Annotated in this window: 16 protein-coding genes; 6 read left to right on the forward strand and 10 right to left on the reverse strand. The window is 61.4% G+C overall.

The features are described from left to right. Nucleotides 1–29: 29 nt before the first annotated feature. The 4 genes from P0D96_RS18240 to P0D96_RS18255 all read right to left on the reverse strand — a co-directional run bounded on the left by P0D96_RS18240 (nucleotide 30) and on the right by P0D96_RS18255 (nucleotide 3,474). A complete protein-coding gene (locus tag P0D96_RS18240) occupies nucleotides 30–1,121 on the reverse strand; it encodes a hypothetical protein (RefSeq protein WP_408314643.1) in 1,092 nt (363 codons plus the stop codon). A 254-nt stretch (nucleotides 1,122–1,375) separates the two neighbouring features. Continuing rightward, a complete protein-coding gene (locus P0D96_RS18245; RefSeq protein WP_132382190.1) occupies nucleotides 1,376–1,738 on the reverse strand; it encodes a hypothetical protein in 363 nt (120 codons plus the stop codon). A 165-nt stretch (nucleotides 1,739–1,903) separates the two neighbouring features. Continuing rightward, a complete protein-coding gene (locus P0D96_RS18250) occupies nucleotides 1,904–2,293 on the reverse strand; it encodes a DUF6232 family protein (RefSeq protein ID WP_408314645.1) in 390 nt (129 codons plus the stop codon). 350 nt (nucleotides 2,294–2,643) lie between these two features. Then, nucleotides 2,644–3,474 (reverse strand): enoyl-CoA hydratase/isomerase family protein, encoded by an 831-nt coding sequence (locus P0D96_RS18255; RefSeq protein ID WP_408314647.1) that lies wholly within the window; start codon nucleotides 3,472–3,474, stop codon nucleotides 2,644–2,646. A gap of 362 nt (nucleotides 3,475–3,836) precedes the next feature. Between P0D96_RS18255 and P0D96_RS18260 the strand changes: the two genes are divergently transcribed. Both P0D96_RS18260 and P0D96_RS18265 read left to right on the forward strand, forming a co-directional pair. Next, a complete protein-coding gene (locus P0D96_RS18260; protein WP_408314649.1) occupies nucleotides 3,837–5,033 on the forward strand; it encodes an MFS transporter in 1,197 nt (398 codons plus the stop codon). 87 nt (nucleotides 5,034–5,120) lie between these two features. Further along, the gene (locus tag P0D96_RS18265; RefSeq protein ID WP_408314651.1) at nucleotides 5,121–5,852 is read left to right on the forward strand and encodes an SDR family NAD(P)-dependent oxidoreductase; all 732 of its coding nucleotides are present in this window, start codon (nucleotides 5,121–5,123) and stop codon (nucleotides 5,850–5,852) included. Between the two features lie 49 nt (nucleotides 5,853–5,901). Here P0D96_RS18265 and P0D96_RS18270 read toward each other — a convergent pair whose 3' ends face one another. The 3 genes from P0D96_RS18270 to P0D96_RS18280 form a co-directional block, all read right to left on the reverse strand. Beyond that, nucleotides 5,902–6,354, reverse strand: a complete 453-nt coding sequence (locus P0D96_RS18270; protein ID WP_408250697.1) for a winged helix-turn-helix transcriptional regulator — start codon at nucleotides 6,352–6,354, stop codon at nucleotides 5,902–5,904. 225 nt (nucleotides 6,355–6,579) lie between these two features. Next, nucleotides 6,580–6,993: a DUF302 domain-containing protein gene (locus P0D96_RS18275; RefSeq protein WP_408314653.1), complete on the reverse strand. Its 414-nt coding sequence runs from the start codon at nucleotides 6,991–6,993 to the stop codon at nucleotides 6,580–6,582. Between the two features lie 103 nt (nucleotides 6,994–7,096). Next, nucleotides 7,097–7,972, reverse strand: a complete 876-nt coding sequence (locus P0D96_RS18280) for a glutamate/aspartate ABC transporter substrate-binding protein (protein ID WP_408314791.1) — start codon at nucleotides 7,970–7,972, stop codon at nucleotides 7,097–7,099. A 370-nt stretch (nucleotides 7,973–8,342) separates the two neighbouring features. On the opposite strand from P0D96_RS18280, the gene P0D96_RS18285 reads away from it, so the two are divergent. Then, nucleotides 8,343–9,830 (forward strand): alkaline phosphatase family protein, encoded by a 1,488-nt coding sequence (locus P0D96_RS18285; protein ID WP_408281856.1) that lies wholly within the window; start codon nucleotides 8,343–8,345, stop codon nucleotides 9,828–9,830. A 7-nt stretch (nucleotides 9,831–9,837) separates the two neighbouring features. Here the strand turns inward: P0D96_RS18285 and P0D96_RS18290 are convergent, their stop codons facing one another. From P0D96_RS18290 to P0D96_RS18300, 3 genes are all read right to left on the reverse strand, one after another. Then, on the reverse strand, nucleotides 9,838–12,915 hold the full coding sequence (locus P0D96_RS18290) for an efflux RND transporter permease subunit (protein WP_408314655.1): 3,078 nt from the start codon (nucleotides 12,913–12,915) through the stop codon (nucleotides 9,838–9,840). 12 nt (nucleotides 12,916–12,927) lie between these two features. Then, a complete protein-coding gene (locus tag P0D96_RS18295) occupies nucleotides 12,928–14,079 on the reverse strand; it encodes an efflux RND transporter periplasmic adaptor subunit (RefSeq protein WP_408314657.1) in 1,152 nt (383 codons plus the stop codon). 124 nt (nucleotides 14,080–14,203) lie between these two features. Beyond that, nucleotides 14,204–15,709 (reverse strand): efflux transporter outer membrane subunit, encoded by a 1,506-nt coding sequence (locus P0D96_RS18300; RefSeq protein WP_408314659.1) that lies wholly within the window; start codon nucleotides 15,707–15,709, stop codon nucleotides 14,204–14,206. A gap of 262 nt (nucleotides 15,710–15,971) precedes the next feature. On the opposite strand from P0D96_RS18300, the gene P0D96_RS18305 reads away from it, so the two are divergent. From P0D96_RS18305 to P0D96_RS18315, 3 genes are all read left to right on the forward strand, one after another. After that, nucleotides 15,972–17,342, forward strand: a complete 1,371-nt coding sequence (locus tag P0D96_RS18305) for an MFS transporter (RefSeq protein ID WP_132382202.1) — start codon at nucleotides 15,972–15,974, stop codon at nucleotides 17,340–17,342. Nucleotides 17,343–17,735: 393 nt separating this feature from the next. After that, nucleotides 17,736–18,668: a hypothetical protein gene (locus P0D96_RS18310; RefSeq protein WP_408177004.1), complete on the forward strand. Its 933-nt coding sequence runs from the start codon at nucleotides 17,736–17,738 to the stop codon at nucleotides 18,666–18,668. Nucleotides 18,669–18,713: 45 nt separating this feature from the next. Then, on the forward strand, nucleotides 18,714–19,286 hold the full coding sequence (locus P0D96_RS18315) for an OsmC family protein (protein ID WP_408177006.1): 573 nt from the start codon (nucleotides 18,714–18,716) through the stop codon (nucleotides 19,284–19,286). The last annotated feature ends 37 nt before the right edge of the window (nucleotides 19,287–19,323 follow it).

Consider the following 19,323-nt stretch of genomic DNA (forward strand, 5'->3'; position numbering starts at 1 on the left):
CCTTTTTTTACTGGCTGCAGCCAGTGTGGCTACTGCGCGAACTGCTCGACGCCGTTCGCGGCACGCAGGCCCATCTGGCCATGCGGGAAGTCGAACAGCACGTCGATATTCTGCATGCCCATCAGGCCGATCACGATGCGGTCGGCGCCCGGTTTCGCCTTGACGATCGTCACTTGCGCGCCTTCATAGCGATGCACCCATTTGCCCGTGCCGACCGCCGCGTTGTAGTTGCCTTGATTGAGCACCTTGCCCGCTTCGTCGTCGCCGGTCCAGTTCGGCGCCTTGTCCATTTCGACGCGGATCATATCGGTGCTCGCCGTGGCGAACACCAGCGGCGCGCAAAAGGTCATCTTGTCGCCGACGTTCACGCAACCTCTCGGCCATTGCGCGGTGCCGTCTTGCGGGACAGTCAACGGCACCATCGTGTAGTCCTTCGTGATCGCGCTCGACGGACTCAGCACCAGGTAAGGTTTCGCAAAGTTCGAGTGCACCAGATAGCGCTGGCCGATATTGCCGGGCAACGCGCGCAGCGGTTGCGTGCAGCACGTGTCATCAGATTGCGCCGCGCCGACGCCGAACAGACCCGAGAACGCCCAGCCAAATTCACCGGTGTAGCCGTCCATGCCTACGCAGCGCCGGGCGTTGGGCTGACAGTTCACCATTTCGACGGCTTGTACGTCGATCTGCGCCGGCTTCGTGCTTGCGAGACTCATTGGCAATTTCACGGCTGCGCCGGAAACTTGCGCGCCGTTCGCCAAAGGCAGCGAACTCGATGGCCCGGCGTTCGGATAATTCGTGGCCGGCAAGACCGACTTCAGCACGCGCACGCCCTGCGTGCCCGTGTCCAGTGCGACATACACCGGCTTGCCATCGAGCTGGATCGGCAGGCCGAGGCGCGCGTGACCTGCGTCGACGCGCTCCACTTGCAGCGGAATCAGCAGACCGTCCTGGCCGCCGTTGATCAGGGAGGCGGTTGGCGCGGGCGGCGTGGGCGTGGGGAAGGTGACGGCGCAGCCGCTGAGTGCGGCGAGCGCCCCGGTCACGACAAGCGCGGCCGCGCTGGAATGACGCAGGGCGAGGCGTAAATGCCGGCGCGCGGTATCGAGAGGTGACAGGAACATAGATCACACGCTTTGCAAAAAGGCGGGTCCCTGACGAAGGCGAGGCATCGCACGCTGTGAGGCGGACAGCACGAGCGGCAATCTCGCTGGATTGGCCGTGGCGTGGGCGGTGAAACCGGGACGCTTGCGAACCTGCGGAAGGGAACACGCGATAACAGGAGCGGCGACTCTACATGGCCGCTCGAGTGCAATTGCAAAGATGTGTGAAGGCGCGGGCGCGGCAGGCAACCGGCCCGTGCAAGTGTCGATCTAGATCAATAGTCGCGCGGACGCCGGATCACGGTTGATTGCGCGCGGCCGAGCGTGGCGCGATCGAGTTTGACGGTCAGCAGGCCGATCACGTCTTCGAGGGTGCGCGAGGTGACTTCGACGCGGAAGGTCACGCGCTCGCGTTGCTGGTCGATGGTGACGACATAAAGACGCAGGTCGTCGCCGAGCGCGGCGTGCAACGCGCGCCGTCCGTCGGCCGACGACCTGCCGGGCACGGTGACGTCGATAATGACGAGTGGCACGACGATATGCGTGCGGCGAGCCATGTGCGGCGCTTGCGGCGCGCGCTGGGTGCGCGAGGAGGTGCGCGTGATGGGGAGATCGGACGTGGCGACGGAGGGGGGCATAGGGTTGCGCCGACCCGGCGGGCGGCGCGCGTTGTTGGCACCCGCCCACAATAACGGCGCGCGTCTCAAGGAAGCGCAAAAGCTGCCGCGCGGCGAATTAAAATTGTGTTAACGCGCGAGCTGCGTGTGGTGTGGTAACGCGGCAAACAGCGGCGAACCGCGGCATCAAACCTTCGGCGCCACAGCCGTGGCCTTCGCCTCGTTCACGGCCACGCCGACGCGTTCGACGAAATCGCGATCGGTGCTCGACAGCGCTTCGCGATCGCCGTTCGCCGTTCGCACCATCAGACGATGCGTGATGTCCTGGGTCAGCCAGGTGAGCCAGCCGACCACGACCAGCATCGTGCCGCACACCATGCCGACCGGCGAGCGCAATATCGCGCCGACAATAGCGCCGGCGAGTCCAAGCAGCGAAATCGTGAGCGGCAAGACCTTGTTCTTCGGCACGGTGACGACCCGCACGTCCACGATATCGCGCAGCGGAAAGACCTGGCCGGCGGACGAGAGTGCGTTGCGCGTGACCGACACGCCACGATCATTGAAAGGGGTTTCCATCGAGTCGAATGCAAGCGGTAGCAAAGGCCGCAGCGTACCAGACTTCGAATGTCGAAAGTTACGGGGCCTTTCGCCGGCTCACAGGCTGACTGCGCAAGGGGAGCGTGCGCAGTCGGCTCAAACCTGCAATCACTGGATTTTTCTGCCCGCATGGTGCGGGCGATCTTCGAGCGCTGCTGGCAATTAGTCGCAACTAGTCGTTATCGTTTCACGCTTCGGAAGTAAGGCTCCCTGGGCGACCATTAGTCACGGGCTACGTAGACGATCGGGCGTACATCCCGGATTCCCATATGCAAAGCGGCGCCATTCCACCGATGGCGCCACTTGCGGGCGTGAAGTCGTAGGCTTGCTTATCGCGCCACGTGCCCGACGTGATGACCCAGCCGAAGCTCGAAGTCGCCTTCCTTCTGCAGACCTTTCTCGTACATTTTGCCGATCAGAGCCTGCGTTTCCGGCCAGGCGGTCGTGCCGATGAAGGCCTGATTCGAGGACCAGCGCTCCGCTTCAGACGGAATCCCGGCGCGGGCATTGACGAGCTTCTTCGCCAGTTCGAGCGCGCGCTTTTCGAAGCTCGCGACACGCCGGGCAAAGTTATCGACGAAAGCGTCCAGCTCGGCGTCAGGAATCGAGCGATTCACCCAACCATATTTCTCCGCGGTGTCCGCGTCGAAATCGTCCGCGCCGCAGATGATTTCCAGCGCGCGTGAGCGACCGGCCAGAGCGGAGAGCCATTCGGTTGCGCCGCCGCCGGGGACCACCGCCACGCCAACTTCGACCTGCGCGAGGACGGCCTTTTCCTTCGACGCGAAACGCATGTCGCATGCCAGGGCGAGTTCCGAGCCGTGGCCGCGGGCGCGCCCACGAAGCTTGGCCACGCTGACGACCCGCGATTGCGCCAGCCGGGTGACGAATTTCGGCCACGCGCTAAATTCAGCGGCGCCCGGTTGTTCCGGGATGACCTCGCCACGATCGAGATCGTAGTGCGCAACGAAGTAGTCGGGGTTGGCACTTTCAAAGACAACAACCTTCAGATCACGGTCGGCGTCGATCTTGTCCATCAGGACATTGAGTTCCGCGAACATCTCCGGGTCGTAGAGATTGATTGGCGGATTCTCGATGATCACGCGCCAATAGCTGGGGGTCACAGTGTCGATCGACAGTCGGTTCTGGTTGGAAGTCATGTGTTTCTCCAAGTGATTTTACGGCCGAGCCACGTTGGCAAGAGGTCCGTTATCTGGTTTCGTTATGAAACCATGTGGAGGAGCGTAACAACAATGGTTTAGTAACGCAACCAGTTCGTAGGGGAAATTCTGGAATGGTATGTTGTCGATTGGGAGGGTGGTAACCGTGGAAAAATGGGGTAATTAAAGGACATTAGATCTATTTCGTGCATAATGGTCATGCACGAAAATCATCTCGTTGTGGTTGTATAACAAGACTAGATACAATAAGATCAAACCGAATTGATCGATCATGCACCGAGAGGCAATCGATCCGACGCTGGATTGGCTTCAGTGATTTTTTAGCTTAGAGGAAGAGAGCAATGTCACTTCAACAACACGTTTCAGACGACAACACCCAGGAGTATTCATGGCCTGGCGTGTTGGCCATTGCGCTTGGCGCGCTCTCGCTGGTTGTCACCGAGTTTCTGCCGGTTGGGTTGCTGTCGGGAATCTCCCGCGATCTGGGCGTGGCCGAAGGAACAGCCGGGCTAGCGGTCACTGCCACCGCGGTACTCGGCTTTATCGCCGCGCCGGTAACGGCGATTGCAATCGGCAAAGCCGACCGCAAGCTCGTCCTGCTTGGTCTCACGGTCTTGCTCATCATTTCCAGCGTATTGTCGTGGACTGCCGGAAGCTTCGCGACGCTACTGATCGCCCGCATCATCCTCGGCATTGGGGTAGGTGGGTTCTGGGCCATCTCCATTACCGCGGCAGCGAAGCTTGTTGCGCCGGAGAAGGTGCACGCGGCGTCGTCGCTCGTGTTCGCCGGCATATCGATCGGTTCTGTGATCGCAGTTCCGGCCGGCTCCTACATCGGTGCTCATGCCGATTGGCGTGACGGATTTCTTGGCGCGAGCATCCTGGCCGTTGTTTGCTTCATCTTGCAGCTCGTTTTTCTTCCGACGCTCAAGATGAAAGAAGGGGTAAGCGTCAGTGACTTCTTTGGCTTGCTGAAGGACCCAAAGATCCGGGCGATCTTCTTGACCGTGATCTTCATCGTTGCCGGGCAGTACGCAGGCTACACTTTCGTCACGCCTTACCTGGAACAGATCACTCATCTCGATGCCGCCATCGTCAGCGGCCTGCTGTTCGCGTACGGCGTGTCTACTGTCGTCGGGAATTTTGCCGGCGGTGCCTTCGCCGGACGGAACCTGCATAGCACGGTGGTCGCCACGGTGTGGATCTTCGTGTTGTCTCTCGCTGCGATGGCCGTCTTCGCAACCAGCCCCATCTTCGCTGGCGCGGCGTTGCTGATATGGGCTCTTTCGTGGGGAATGGCTCCCGTGGGAACTCAGCTGTGGCTCTATAACGCTACCTTGCATGCGCCTGAAGCCGCGCAGGCGATGAACACGAGCGTGTTCCAGCTGTCGATAGGATTGGGCTCGCTGGCCGGAGGCATCGTAGTCAATAACGTTGGATTGCGCGGTTCGATGTGGCTCGGTGTCCTGATCCTGGCCCTTGCGGTCGTGATGGTCTACATCGTCGGCCGTACGAATCCGCAGGCTGCCGTCGCGTGAGATGGATACCCTTCTCACGCTAGTAACGAACGCCGAACTCTTTTCGATCGTGCTGTGCTCGATGTGTTGACTTGACAGGAGATGAAGATGCAACCAACCGCAGTAGTGGTGGGCGTTGGCTCGGAGGAAGGCCTTGGCGCCGCAGTTGCGCGCCGATTCGCGCACGGTGGCTTTCATGTGCTAGTGGGCGGCCGTACTATGAGCAAGCTCGAACAGGTAGTGGCGGGCCTCGCTGACGGAAATGGAACGCCGGTTCAGGTGGATGCTACGAAGGAAGAGGATGTCCTGCGGCTATTCGAACTGGCGTCGTCTCCTGGTGTCGGGCGCTCACCAGCCAGTGTCGTCGTCTTCAACGCCGGAAACAACCAGCACATCCCGTTTCAGGAAGTGTCCAGCGCTCAATTCGAGGACTTTTGGCGTGTGGGCTGTCTTGCCGGTTTTCTGGTCGGCAAAGAGGCGGCGAACCTTATGTTGCCTCAACGCCAGGGTACGATCATCTTCACCGGAGCGTCAGGTAGCTTGAGAGGAAAGCCCGGCTACGCGCATTTTGCAGCGGCGAAGGCGGGACTTCGCATGGTAAGCCAGAGCATGGCGAGGGAATTCGGACCACAAGGCCTGCATGTCGCTCATGTGGTGATCGATGGTGGCATCAACGGAGCCAGGCTGAAGAACCTGCGTCCAGACGCCGTTGCCCAGCGAGGAACGGATGGTCTGTTGAACATCGATGCTATTGCCGAGACTTACTGGCAACTGTATCTGCAACACCCCACTGCGTGGACTCACGAGATCGACCTGCGGCCGTTCAAGGAATCGTTCTGACGCGTCTGGATGAGTCCATTCTTTAAACCGATGCGGTCATCGCCGCCGGCTAGTTCATGAAGACGATGCGGGGCACCAGGACATCCTTCGGATGGAGATGGCGCCCGTCTTCCGACACCATCGCTAGCCGCTTGAGAGGCCGCTTTTTCTTGGCATCCAAAGGGATGGAGCCGCGCTCCCCGGGTTCGAACAGATATTCAGCGCCCCACTGACCGAGCGCGACAAGCACGGGGAGCAAAGCCTCCCCTTTGCTGGTCAGTGCATACTCCTGGTATGCGCTGCCATCCGAGGCGGGGACAATTTCCATTACCCCCTGTTCGACCATTGATTTCAGACGCGCCGACAGGATATTTTTGGGGATTCCAAGGCTGCGCTGGAACTCGCTGAAGCGGCCTATGCCGGCCGTAGCATCGCGGATGATGAGCAGCGACCACCAGTCGCCAATTTCATCGAGCGCCCGGGCGATCGCACAGAGATTCCCTTCGAGACTTTTGCGTTTCATGGCTGATCCTGCTTGACTATGCCCTAGCATATCATATCTGGTATCTTTATTGAACCAACATGATGGAGGCATGAGAGTCTTCGCGGTGACTATCTCGTCATTGCACCCGCCAGGAGAGGCTCTGTCGCAGGGCTGCGATCGGCTCGCCCGGACCGGGCCTGCCGCGATGGTTATTGCTGGTGGGAGGCCTGTTCTGCGGGCGATGGATTGTCTTTCTCCGCCTAGTCAATGCGCAGCGGCTGCCTCGACCAGAGCGACCACGCCACTGAGCGGCTTCATCAAATCATCCGGAAGTCCATGACGTTGGCGGAGATACTCGATCGAGTTGAACGACAACCATGTACGGCCATCGGCATCCTCCCAGACGAGTACCTTAAGCGGAAGATCCAGCGCAGCAGTAGGCGCGCATTGCATCAATGGCGTACCAGCCTTGGGGTTGCCGAAGATCACGAGTTGACTGAAGCTTAGCGCGAGCCCGGCTCGCTCGGCGTCGCCACTGAAATCGATGCAGCTGAAAAGCATCAGCCCCCGTTCCCGGATCAACTGTTGGAGGCGCTCGGTTGTTGCGGCACCGGAGCGCGCGCTTGCAAAGGTGACGATGCCGTTATCGGCACTCTCAGTAGTTGAGTTGGTGGTCATGGTGTCTCCAATGCGGACGGTACGCGTTCGACGTAGTCCAGACGAGCGCACCAGCTCAGTTTAGGTGTTCCCGGAACCAGCGTGGTCGATTTTTTGCCCAGTCTCAATCAAACGCCTTGTCGTTCGGCGCTGCGTACATTTTTTCCAGTCCCTCGCTCATGGGAAAGTCAAAGTTGATGCCTTTCGGCGGTACCGGCTTCATGAACCACTTGTCGTACATGGTTTTGATATCGCCGCTTTTCATCTCGTGAATCATGACGTCGTCGACCAGCTTCCTGAACTCCGGGTCGTCCTTGCGGAGCATGAAGCCATACGCTTCGGACGATTGAGGCGTTCCCACAATGACCCAGTCGGCGGGCTTGGCCGTCAGCGAGCGCGCGCCGGCAAGCAGGACGTCGTCCATCATGTAGGCCACGGCCCGGCCGGTTTCGAGCGTGACACGGCCTTCACCGTAATCTTTCGCGCTGATGATCTGCATGTTCATCTTTTTCTCCTCGTTCATTTTCCTGAGGAGACGTTCTGACGTGGTTCCCTGGTTGGTCACGACGGTCTTGCCGGCAAGGTCGGCGAAATCCTTGATGCCGGAGTCTTTGCGCGTCAGGAGACGCGTCGTGGCAACGAAGAACGTGTCGGAAAACGCGACCTGGTTTTGCCGGGCCGTCAGGTTTGTCGTCACCCCGCATTCGAGGTCGACTGTGCCGTTCTGCACGAGTGGAATGCGGTTCTGCGAAGTAACCGGTATGAAGCGGACGTGCAGATCGGGGTGGCCAGTCTTGGCCTTCACCGCGTCGATGATCCTGTTGCAAATATCCTGGGAAAATCCGATCACCTGATTATTCGTATCAACGTACGAAAACGGCACGGATGTTTCGCGGTGGCCGATCGAAATCGAATTTCCGTTCTGGATTTTTGCCAGAGTCGACTGCGCCTCCTGCGCCGAGGCGGTCGTCGAAACAACGGCAAAAGTCGCGAGGGCCATCAACAGCCTGTGTTTCATAGCAATTTCCCCATCGTGGTAAGAACCCGTCTCTGCGCGTGTGCGCGGCCGATCTGATACATATGTTGCCAGAAAAATATTTAATGCAACATATGTTAACCACTGATACGCCAAACATTTGGCCGCTTTGGTTGCACGAGCGGCACAGGGGATCGACGGGTGCCTCACAAGGGCCAGTCACGCTGCGCTGCAATCCACGTCTGCGAATGCGTGTGATTTCGCCTGTCGGCATCGCGGCCGGAATCCGCTCGGGGGAGGGGAACGTTAAATGCTACTTCGGTCGACGGAGTCGCGCGGCGGCACGAACGAATACAGCCGCGCGAGTTGCACATCGACCCTGGAGACAAACAAAATGAGCACTCGGCCCACCAATCCGCCTGATCCTGCACGCCGGAAAATTCTCGCTGCGCTGGCAAGTTCTATTGCGTTGTCGGCTTGCGGCGGAGGTGGCGGCGGCAACTCCGGGTCAGGCGGGTCGACCAATCCTGCGATCGGAGCGATCCCGCCAGATCGCGCCAATCTTCCGCGTCCTCCGTTGCCCGATCCGTCGACTTCCGGCATCGACCATATCGTCCTCGTCACGATGGAAAACCGTTCCTTCGATCATCTGCTCGGCTGGGTGCCGAACGCCGAAAGCGCGCAGGCTGGGCGCACGTTGACTGATGCGTTCGGCACGGCCCGCGCGTCGTTCGCGCTCACGGCAAATGCGGCCTATGGCTTCCAGGGCTGCGCATACGCGGACCCGGATCACGCGTACGACGCCGGGCGCACCCACCTCGCAAACGGCGCAATGAACGGCTTCCTGCTGACGCCGGCCACCAGCCTCACGCCTGGCGACTTGCTGCCGATCGGCTATTTCCAGGCCACGGATCTGGAGTTCTACCAGGGGGCTGTCGCGCAATACACCGTCTGCGACTATTACATGAGCGGCATTCTTGCCGACACCTACCCGAATCGCGTCTACCTGCATAGCGGTGAAACGGACCGCCTTTCCGACACGCTCGACACCTCGTCATTGCCGACCATCTGGGACCGTCTCGACGCGAAGAACATCTCGTCGACGTACTACTTCCACGACGTGCCGTTCACGGCGCTCTACGGAACCCGCTATGTCGGCCGTTCGAAGTTGTTTGCCGATTTCCTGACCGATGCCGCCGCGGGCACCTTGCCGTCGTTCTGTATGGTCGATCCGAGTTTCGGCGGCGAAGCACAGGGGACGTCGAACGACGACCATCCGCATGCCGACGTCCGCAACGGCCAGGTGCTGTTGGGGCAGATCTACGATGCGCTGCGCACCAGCCCGAACTGGAGCAAGACGCTCGTGATCATCGTCTACGACGAGTGGGGCGGCTTCATGGAACATGTCGCGCCGCCGATAAGGACGGTGTCGGCCGCCGAAAGCGCGTTGGGCAACGACGGGCGGCTCGGGTTTCGCGTGCCTTGCGTGCTGCTGGGACCGCGTGTGCGGGCGAACAGCGTGTCGCGCTATCCGTTCGATCCTAGTTCGATCCATCAACTGCTTGCCTGGCGCTTCGGGCTCGACCCGCTCGGCGTGCGGGGAAGCGATCCGGGAACGGTCAACCTCGCGTATGCGTTGGATCTGGCGGACGCGCCACGTACCGACGCGCCTGCCATCGCCGTCACGCAGGGTGTTTTCGGCGCGGCGTGCGCGGCGTCGGCGTCCACCGGCGCTTCGGCCGTGACCGGCATCGGAGAACTGGACAAGAGCCAGGTCACGCCAGGAAGCACCGTCCCCGATACGGCAGTGAGCCCGGTGGGCGGCCGTTTCGCGGAGCTCAGAACGAAGGCGGACGCTCTTGGGTTCCCGAGCCCGAAGTAACCTGGCGTCAAGCGTGATCGGCTGGATTGCCTTGACCCGCCTTCGGCGCTCCGGCGTCCTGATGATGATCGGCGGCGAGAAACATATACATCGCGGGCACCACGAACAACGTGAAGAGCGTACCGATCGACAGCCCCGTGAAGATCACGAGGCCCATCGCATTGCGGCCCGCGGCGCCTGCCCCGGAGGCGACCACGAGCGGCAGGACGCCGAGCACCATCGCCGCCGTGGTCATCAGAATCGGGCGCAGCCGCACGCCGGCCGCCTCTTCCAGGGCTTCGCGCTTCGATCTGCCGGCATGTTGCAGTTCGTTGGCGAACTGGACGATCAGAATGCCGTGCTTGCTGACGAGCCCCATCAGCGTGACGAGCCCGACCTGCGTGTAGATGTTCAGCGTCGTCAAGCCGATGTTGATGAAGATCAGCGCGCCGAAGAGCGCCATCGGCACCGAAATCAGAATCACGATCGGGTCGCGGAAACTTTCGAACTGGGCCGCGAGCGCAAGGAACACGATGATCGTCGCGAACATCAGCGTGATGACAAAACCGCCGGACTCCTGCACGAACTGCCGCGATTGCCCCGAGTAGTCCGCCGAATAGCCTGCTGGTGCTGCCTGTGCGGTCGCCTTGCGCAGAAAGTCGAGGACCTCGCCTTGTGACACGCCCGGCACGATCACGCCGGAGATCGTCGCCGAGTTGAGTTGCTGGAAGTGGTTGATCGATTCCGGCACGACGTTGTGTTCGAGATGCGCAATCGTCGAAGCCGGCATGACACTGCCGTCCGGCGTGCGCAGGTAGTAATCGAGCACCTGTGAAGGATTCAGGCGGTCGGTCTGCAATACCTGCGGAATCACCTTGTACGAGCGCCCGGCGATCGAGAAGTAGTTGACATAGCCGCCGCCGAGCGCCGACCCGAGGGCCTGCCCGACGTCGCTCTGCGAGAGGCCGAGCGAGGCGACCTTGTCGCGGTCGACGACGAGCGTGGCTTCCGGCTTGTCGAGCTTGAGATCGCTGTCGACGAAGAAAAACATCCCGCTCGCGCGGGCTTGTTGCAGAACTGCCTGCGATACCTCGTTGAGGTTCTCGAAAGGCTCGGTCGTGCTGATGACGAACTGCACCGGCAAGCCCTGCGAGCCCGGCAGCGGCGGAAACTGGAATGCCGCGACACGTGCCCCGGCAATCTCATTCCATTTCTGCTGCAATTCCTGTTGCAACGCGGTCGCGCCCTTGCTGCGCTGATCCCATGTCTTGAACAGCACCCCGCCGATTCCCTGGTTGAGTGTCGGTGAGCCCGTGAGCTGGAACATCTGCGAGTATTCAGGCAAGGCCTTGGATATGTCGAATACCTGGTCCGCGTACGTCTGCATCTGCTGGATGGTCGCGTTCGGCGGCCCCTGGATCTGCGACAGTACGATGCCCTGATCCTCCTGCGGCGCGAGTTCCGATTTCGACGTCATGAACAGGTAGACCGTTCCGCCGAGCAGCAGCGCGCCCATCACGGTGAATACGGGCCAGGTGTCGAGCGTCGCGTGCAACAGACGGCCGTAGCCACGATGAAGGCGTTCGAACTGGCGGTCGACGAAGCGCGCGAAGCGTCCCGACTCCTGGTCCGCGCGAAAGAAGCGCGAGCACATCATCGGCGACAACGTGAGCGCGATCACGCCGGACACCGTCACCGCGCCGGCCAGCGAGAACGCGAACTCGGTGAAGAGGGCGCCGGTCAGGCCGCCCTGAAAACCGATCGGCGCATACACGGCGATCAGCACGACGGTCATCGCGAGGATCGGGCCGCCGAGTTCGCGCGCGGCGATCAGCGCGGCCTCGAATGGCGCCTTGCCTTCCTCCTTCATGTGGCGATCGACGTTCTCGACGACGATGATCGCGTCGTCCACCACGAGCCCGATCGCGAGCACGAGCGCGAGCAGTGTCAGCAGATTGATCGAATAGCCGAGAAACTGCATCACGAAGAACGTGCCGATGAGCGACAACGGCATTGCGATCAGCGGCACGACGACCGCGCGCAAGCTGCCGAGGAACAGGAAAATCACCGCGGTGACGATCAGCAGCGCCTCGACCAGCGTCTTGATGACTTCGACGATCGCGGTGTTGATGAAATCGGTTGCGTCATAAACGATCTCGCCCGTCATGCCGGTCGGGAACTGCTTCTGCAGCCCCGGAAAGATGGCCTTCACGCGCTTGGCGACATCGAGAATGTTGGCGTCCGGCGCGACCTTGATGCCGATGAACACCGAACGCTTGCCGCTGAACGCGACATTGAAGTCGTAGCTGTCGGCGCCGAGCACGACGTTCGCGACGTCTTCGAGGCGCACGATCGCGCCGTTCTTCTGTTTGACGACGAGTTGCTTGAAGTCGTCGACGGTATGCAGGTCCGTGCCCGCGTTCAGATCGACGCTGACCATTTGCCCCTTGGTCGTGCCGAGCGTCGCGAGATAGTTGTTGTTGCCGAGCGCCGTGAAGACGTCGGCTGCCGTCACGCCGTGGGCGGCGAGCCGCGTCGCGTCGAGCCACGCGCGCAACGCGAACTGCCGGCCGCCGAGGATTTCAGCCGTCTGCACGCCTTCGATCGAATCGAGCTTGGGCTTGATGACGCGTAACAGGTAGTCCGTGACGTTGTTGCTCGGCAGCACGTCGCTGTAAAAGCCCATGTACATCGCGTCGGTGGTCTGCCCGGTCTGTATCGTCAGCACCGGCTGCTGCGCCTGCGGCGGCAACTGGTTGCGCACCGAGCCGATCTGCGTATTGATCTCGGTCAGCGCGCGGTTCGCGTCGTAGTTCAGGCGCAGCGTTGCGATAATGGTCGACACGCCGGTGCTGCTCGTCGACGACATGTAGTCGATGCCTTGCGCCTGGGCAATCGCCGACTCGAGCGGCTGTGTGATGAAGCCGGCGATGGTGTCGGCGCTCGCCCCGTAGTAGGCCGTGGTGATCGTCACGATGGCGTTTTCGGTCTGCGGATACTGGCTGACTTTCAGCGCGGCCAGCGAGCGCAACCCGAGCACGAGGATCAGCAGGCTGACGACCGAGGCAAGCACGGGCCGGCGGATAAAGAGATCGGTGAAGGTCATCGCGCGGTCTCTCTATTGTTCCTGGGGCGCCGGGTTCGGATTGTCCGACGGCTGCACGCTGTTGTTGATGACGAGCGGCGTGCCGTTCTTCAGCTTGAGCTGACCGCTCGTCACGACCTGCGTGCCGGCCTCGACGCCTTTGAGGATCGCGACCTGATCGCCGCGCGTCGGGCCAGGCGTGACGAACACCTGCTGCGCGACGGGCAGCGCCTTGCCCTGTGCATTGGGTTGCGTGCCCGGCTTGACGATGAACACGGTCGCGCCATAGGGGTTGTAAGTGATCGCGGTTTGCGGGAGCGTCAGGTAGCGCTGTCCGGCGCCCGCGTCGATCTTCACGTTCGCGTACATGCCCGGCAGCAGCTTGCGCTCGTGGTTGTCCACGCTGGCTTCGATCTGCACGTTGCGCGTGGTGCTGTCGACCTTCGGGCTGACCGACTGGATCTTGCCCTTGAACGTTTGCCCGCTGTAGGCATTGGTGTCGACCACGATGGTCTGGCCGATCGCGAGCTGGCCGAGCTGCTGCTGTGGCACGTAGAAATCGGCGTAGATCGGATCGATTGCCTGCAACGTGACGATCGCATCGCCCGGATTGATGTACTGCCCCGGATTGATCGTGGTGATGCCGAGACGTCCCGCAAACGGCGCGCGAATGATCTTCTTGTCGACAAGCGCAACCTGTTGCGCGACTTGCGCCTTCTTGCCCTTGAGGTCGGCGGCGTCCGCGTCGAGCTGCGCCTTGGCGATCGCCTTGATGTCGTACTGCGCCTTGTCGCGCGTGTAGACCGTCTGCGCGAGTTCTGCGGCTGCCTGGAGCGACTGGAGCAGCGCCACGTCGCTGTCCGCGTTGAGCCTGACAAGCACTTGTCCGGCTTTCGCTTCCTGTCCCGAACTGAATGCCACCTCGCGCACGAGGCCCGCGACTTCGGTGGTGACATCGACGCCGCGCACGGCGCGCAGGCTGCCGACCGCCGCAAGCTGCGGCTGCCATTGCTGATAACCGGCGACGACTGCCGAGACGGTGGCGGGCGGCGCCGAGTTGCCCGCCATGAACTTGGCGAACATATGCGTGCGAAACACGTTGAAGCCGACGAGCGCGGCCAGCAGCAGGCCGACACAGATCAGCATGATCACCATCCGTTTTGTCAGCGGTTTTCTTTCGGTCATCGTGATGTCCTTGCACGGCATTGGGCGAAAGCGCCGGACGGTTCGTCCTTTCGTTCCTTCGTTTCTGACGGCGCGTGTTGCAAAGAGCGGTGAAGCGAGTGTCCCGTCGGGCTATGGCAATGCGTCAATGCGTGGTCGCGGCGGTGGCCGGCGCGGCGGCGTTCCACCAGCCGCCACCGAGCGCCTGGAAGAGGGCCGCGGTGTCGGCGTAGCGGGCTGCCTGAGCCTGAGCGAGGCTCACCACGGTTTGCTGGTACTGGCGTTGGGCATCGAGAAGCGATAGATAGCTCACGCCGCCGACGCGGTACTGCCCACGCGTGAGTTCCAGCGAGTCGTTGGCGGCATGCCAGGCATCCGTCTGCGCTTTCAGGCCGGTCGCGTCGTGATCGAGCGCGCGCAGCGAGTCCGCGACGTTCTGAAACGCCAGCAGCACCGTTTCACGATATTGCGCGTCGGCCTGCTCGTACGCCGCCTCGGCTGCGCGCTTCTGCGCGCTCAGTTGCCCGCCGTGGAAGACCGGTTGCAGCAGGCCGGCGCCGATGCTCCAGATCGTGCTGCCGGCCTTGAACACCTGTGCCGGCGTCAGAGCCTCGGCGCCGTAGCTGGCCGACAGCGTGATCTGCGGATACATCGCCGCGGTGGCCACGCCGATTTGCGCGCTGGCCTGATGCAGCACGGCATCGGCGGCGAGAATGTCGGGCCGCTGTTGCACCAGGGCCGACGGCAGGCTGACAGGCAGCGTTTCGGGTAACGAAAACATCTCGAGCCTGAATTCGGGCAACGCGGTGTCGCTGGGCAGTCTGCCGGCCAGCACGGCGAGCTGGTGACGCACCTGGTCGAGTTGTTGTTGCAGCGGCGGCAGCGTAGCGCGGGTCTGCGCCAACAGGGTCTGCTGCGCGAGCACCGTCGTACGGCCCACGCCCCCAAGTTCGAACTGCTTGCCGAGTACGCCGAGTTGCTCGTCTTCTTGCGCGGCGATCTGCTCGGTTGCCTCGATCTGGGCGCGCAGCGACGCCTCCTTGACGGCCGCGGTCACGATGTTCGCCGACATCGCGAGATAGGCCGCCTGCAACTGGAAGCGCTGGTAATCGACTTGCGCGTGCACCGCTTCGAGTGCGCGCCGGGTGCCGCCGAACACGTCGAGTTTGTACGACACGTTCACCGATGCGTTGTAGAGATTGAACTCCTCGACGAGTCCGGGCTCGCCGAATGTGACGCCGTTGAATTTTTCGCGCGTGGCGCCGAGTTGCGCGTCGACGCTGGGCAGAAGGGTGCCGCCCGCTTGCGCCGAGAAGTTTTCGCGCGCCTGCCGCAGGGCCGCTTGTGCCGCCGCGATGTTCGGACTGTTGACGAGAGCCTGACGGATCAGCGTGTCGAGCGGCTCGCAATGAAAGAGCGCCCACCAGGCGGCGGGAATGTCCTGTCCCGGCACGAAGCGCTGCGGCAAGCCGGCGGCTCCCGGGGAAGAGGCCGTCTGCTCGGGCAGCGGCGAGGCGGTGTAGGTGTCGGTAGCGGGCGCGGGGGGAGAGCGGTAGTCAGGACCGACCATGCACCCGGCCACTGCGGCGCAGCCGCATAGGGCGACGCACAGGCGCCGCTGCCGGACAATACGCGGGTTAACGTCGGTCATCGATCCACCTTATATCGCCTGCGTTCTGACTAAACGAGCGAGCGGACGCGGATATTCGGGCAACGTGAACGTTCGGTGTTTCTTTTCCTGCCTGACGCCGGAATTTACCACGCGGGACGATAGCTACGCGTAGCCTAGCACGGTCGATTGCTGCGCTCGCACACGAGATCACGTAGGCAGTGCGCTTGACCTGCCGCCACCGGAATCTCCCATCGCGCAAACGGTCTATACTGGAATATCGCCCTTTTTTTCGGGGGATCAAATGGCTGCCACGCAATCCGGGGCGACGCCCCTCTCCGATCAGGACGCTCGGCGGCAGTTACGCCGCGCCGTCATCGCCAGCACGATTGGCACTACGATCGAATGGTATGACTTCTTCCTCTACAGTACGGTCACCGGCCTGGTTTTCGCGAAGCTGTATTTTCCCGGATCAGACCCACTCGTCGGCACACTGCAAGCTTTCCTGATTTACGCCGTCGGCTTTATAGCGAGGCCGGTTGGCGCGGCTATTTTCGGCCACTACGGAGATCGCATCGGACGTAAAGCCACGCTCATCGTCACGCTGTTGCTGATGGGATTCGCCACGTTTGCCGTGGCCTTTGTTCCGACCTATGCGACGATCGGCATCTGGGGCGCCGTCGCGCTCACGGTGCTGCGTTTCATCCAGGGCGTGGGCGTCGGCGGCGAATGGGGTGGCTCGGTCCTGATGTCGATGGAATGGGCACGCACCAACGCGCACCGCGGCTTCGTCGCCTCCTGGCCGCAGTTCGGGGTGCCGGCGGGACTGTTCCTGGCCAATCTCGCCGTGCTGGCCATGAGCGAGATCTCCGGCAGTGCTTTCCTGACGTGGGGCTGGCGCGTTCCCTTCTTTCTCAGCATCGTACTGGTCGCGATCGGCCTCTACATCCGCCTGAATATTCTCGAGACGCCGATCTTCGCGCGGCTCCTCGCCGAACACAAGATCGAGAAGACGCCGATGCTCGAGGTATTGCGCCGCCAGCCGAAAGACATCCTTCTCTCGGCCTTTGCGCGCATGGCGGAACAGGCCCCGTTCTACATTTTCACGGCCTTCGTCTTCACCTATGGCGTCACGACACTGGGCGTGACACGCGACCTGCTGCTGACGGCGGTGCTGGCGGCTTCCGTGCTGGAATTCGTCACCATCCCGCTGTTTGGCCATGTGTCCGATCTGATCGGGCGGCGGCGGATGTACATGATCGGTGCCGCCGCTGTCGGCGTATTCGGCTTCCTCTATTTCGGCATGGTCGACACCAGGAATCCAATGTGGATCTTTGCGGCCATCGTGCTCTCGCTGGTACCGCATTCAATGATGTATGGTCCGCAAGCTGCATTGATCGCCGAATCGTTCACGGGGCGGCTGCGTTACAGCGGGGCGTCCATGGGCTACCAGTTGGCTTCGGTCATTGCGGGCGGCCCCGCGCCGCTGATTGCGACCGCGCTCTTCGCTTACTACCATTCGGGCTATGCGATCGCCGGCTATGTGCTGGTGTGCTCGGTGCTCAGCCTGATCGCCGCTTCGCGGCTGGGTGACTACACGAACAAAGACATCTCGCAGGAATACGACGATGCGCGGACGATGGGCGATAGCGGGCACGCCACTCCAGCCGCATGATTAGTCGGCTTGCCGCGGCTTCCATCAATAGGCCGCGGTCAGAGCGGGTCGGGTTCGCATTGCCTGTCTTCATTTCCACCACGCTAATTCCCGTTACCTCTGGTCCTACATACCTCGACAACATCCGCGGGCGCGCGACCTGACCGGTGCCTCATTGCGCCCATTGGCCAGATTGCCAGCGTGCCCCGTGCCATGCCCGACGCAATGTTCCTTCACATGCGTCGAATCTGATCAGGCGTTTCAGTCATATCTTACGGCGACCTGATCATAGAACCTCGCGTCTCCCAATCGTACATTTGAGCCACCGGAATGCCAGGTCAGCCGCCTGCCTTCAGGCCGGTAGATGAACGCTCACGGCCCCGCCGCATGACGATCCATATTGGGAGAAATGCTATGAATGCAGTATCGCGACTCACCGACCGCGATCGTTACGCGCGGTGCATTCGCGCTTCAAAGATGGTCAGCTGGGACATCGACCGTGACGTGATTCGAGGCCGCACCTTTGACACGTCGCAGAAGTATTTGCCAGACGGACTCTCGCTGGCTCCGAATTTCATCACGCTCTCGGATAGCGAGAAGCTTTTTGTCAGCCAGATTCAGGGACGCACGTATGCCAACGTGTTCGGACTGGTGGAGCGCTTCATCAACGCCAAGGTGCTGGAAGTCAGCCGTGACTATTGGCTTGGCGACCAGGTGGCGCTCGAGGCGCTGGTCCGCTTTAGCGACGAGGAGCTTAAGCATCAGGCGCTGTTTCGCCGCATCGACATGCTGGTCGGTGAAACGCTGCCCGCTGGCTATCGCTTCAACGTCGACCCTGATGCCATTGCCGCCGTGGTCCTCGGCAAGAGCACCTGGGCCGTGCTGGCGCTGACGCTGCATATCGAACTGTTCACCCAGCTTCACTATCGCCATAGCATTGATCCAGACGGTCAGCTTTCCGAACTATTCAAGAATGTATTCCTTTACCACTGGAAGGAGGAGAGTCAACACGCCATTCTCGACGAGCTCGAATGGGGACGTCACGACGCCACTGTCACGGCTAACGATCGCGACAAGGCTGTTGACGAGTTCATCGAACTGGTCGTCGCGATCGACGGCATTCTGCAGGCGCAGGCCGTAGCCGACGCGCGTTACTTCGTGGCCAACTGCGGCCGCGCGGTCTATGAAGCGGAAACGCTGTCGATCGAAGCGAATTTCCTCGAGGCCTACCGGTGGCAATACATCCACTCGGGTGTACGTCACCCTCATTTCAGGGAGGTGCTTTATAGCCTTATTTCCGAAGACCAGGCCATGCGCATCCAGACTGCGCTCGCCACCCTGCAATAAGACTTTCTGAAGCTGAACAACCCACGTTTGTCCAGGAGATGGAACATGAATGCCAATGCACAGACCCATGAAACTAACATCGTCAACGGCCTCAACGTCGACGACCTGTTCTCCCTGATCGAAGGCGTCAAGGGCGATGCGTCGAAAGCCAACACCAGTTGGCGCGTTGCCACGACCTGGAAGGGCCAGGCCCGGAGTCACTCCGAGGTAAAGGGGTTCGCGATCGGAGGGCAGGACGTGTCGCGTCGATTCACGATCGATATCGATGAACCTCTCGAACTCGGCGGCTCGAACCAGTTCGCCAATCCTCAGGAGCATCTGATCGCGGCGCTGAACGCTTGCATGACGGTGGGTTACGTGGCGCAGTGCGCTGTTCGCGGAATCACGCTCCAATCTCTCGAGATTGAAACAGAGGGCGACATCGACCTTAGAGGATTTCTTGGGCTCGACCCGAAGGTGGCAAACGGTTACGAGAGCCTGCGTTATACCGTTCGTATCAAGGGCAGCGGTACCAAGGAACAGTTCGCCGAAATCCACGACGCTGTCATGGCCACTTCTCCCAACTTCTACAATCTGGCGAATGCCGTCTCCTTGAAACCCACGCTTCTGGTCGGGTGAGCTTCGCCATGTAGGGCGGCGCGACTCGAATCGTTTC

Source organism: Paraburkholderia sp. RL17-347-BIC-D, from assembly GCF_046027915.1.
GTDB lineage: Bacteria > Pseudomonadota > Gammaproteobacteria > Burkholderiales > Burkholderiaceae > Paraburkholderia.

Excerpts from the sequence above, each read along its gene's own strand:
- P0D96_RS18240 (WP_408314643.1), bottom strand. The coding sequence starts at position 1,121 with ATGTTCCTGTCACCTCTCGATACCGCGCGCCGGCATTTACGCCTCGCC.
- P0D96_RS18245 (WP_132382190.1), bottom strand. The coding sequence starts at position 1,738 with ATGCCCCCCTCCGTCGCCACGTCCGATCTCCCCATCACGCGCACCTCC.
- P0D96_RS18250 (WP_408314645.1), bottom strand. The coding sequence starts at position 2,293 with ATGGAAACCCCTTTCAATGATCGTGGCGTGTCGGTCACGCGCAACGCA.
- P0D96_RS18255 (WP_408314647.1), bottom strand. The coding sequence starts at position 3,474 with ATGACTTCCAACCAGAACCGACTGTCGATCGACACTGTGACCCCCAGC.
- P0D96_RS18260 (WP_408314649.1), top strand. The coding sequence starts at position 3,837 with ATGTCACTTCAACAACACGTTTCAGACGACAACACCCAGGAGTATTCA.
- P0D96_RS18265 (WP_408314651.1), top strand. The coding sequence starts at position 5,121 with ATGCAACCAACCGCAGTAGTGGTGGGCGTTGGCTCGGAGGAAGGCCTT.
- P0D96_RS18270 (WP_408250697.1), bottom strand. The coding sequence starts at position 6,354 with ATGAAACGCAAAAGTCTCGAAGGGAATCTCTGTGCGATCGCCCGGGCG.
- P0D96_RS18275 (WP_408314653.1), bottom strand. The coding sequence starts at position 6,993 with ATGACCACCAACTCAACTACTGAGAGTGCCGATAACGGCATCGTCACC.
- P0D96_RS18280 (WP_408314791.1), bottom strand. The coding sequence starts at position 7,972 with ATGGCCCTCGCGACTTTTGCCGTTGTTTCGACGACCGCCTCGGCGCAG.
- P0D96_RS18285 (WP_408281856.1), top strand. The coding sequence starts at position 8,343 with ATGAGCACTCGGCCCACCAATCCGCCTGATCCTGCACGCCGGAAAATT.
- P0D96_RS18290 (WP_408314655.1), bottom strand. The coding sequence starts at position 12,915 with ATGACCTTCACCGATCTCTTTATCCGCCGGCCCGTGCTTGCCTCGGTC.
- P0D96_RS18295 (WP_408314657.1), bottom strand. The coding sequence starts at position 14,079 with ATGACCGAAAGAAAACCGCTGACAAAACGGATGGTGATCATGCTGATC.
- P0D96_RS18300 (WP_408314659.1), bottom strand. The coding sequence starts at position 15,709 with ATGACCGACGTTAACCCGCGTATTGTCCGGCAGCGGCGCCTGTGCGTC.
- P0D96_RS18305 (WP_132382202.1), top strand. The coding sequence starts at position 15,972 with ATGGCTGCCACGCAATCCGGGGCGACGCCCCTCTCCGATCAGGACGCT.
- P0D96_RS18310 (WP_408177004.1), top strand. The coding sequence starts at position 17,736 with ATGAATGCAGTATCGCGACTCACCGACCGCGATCGTTACGCGCGGTGC.
- P0D96_RS18315 (WP_408177006.1), top strand. The coding sequence starts at position 18,714 with ATGAATGCCAATGCACAGACCCATGAAACTAACATCGTCAACGGCCTC.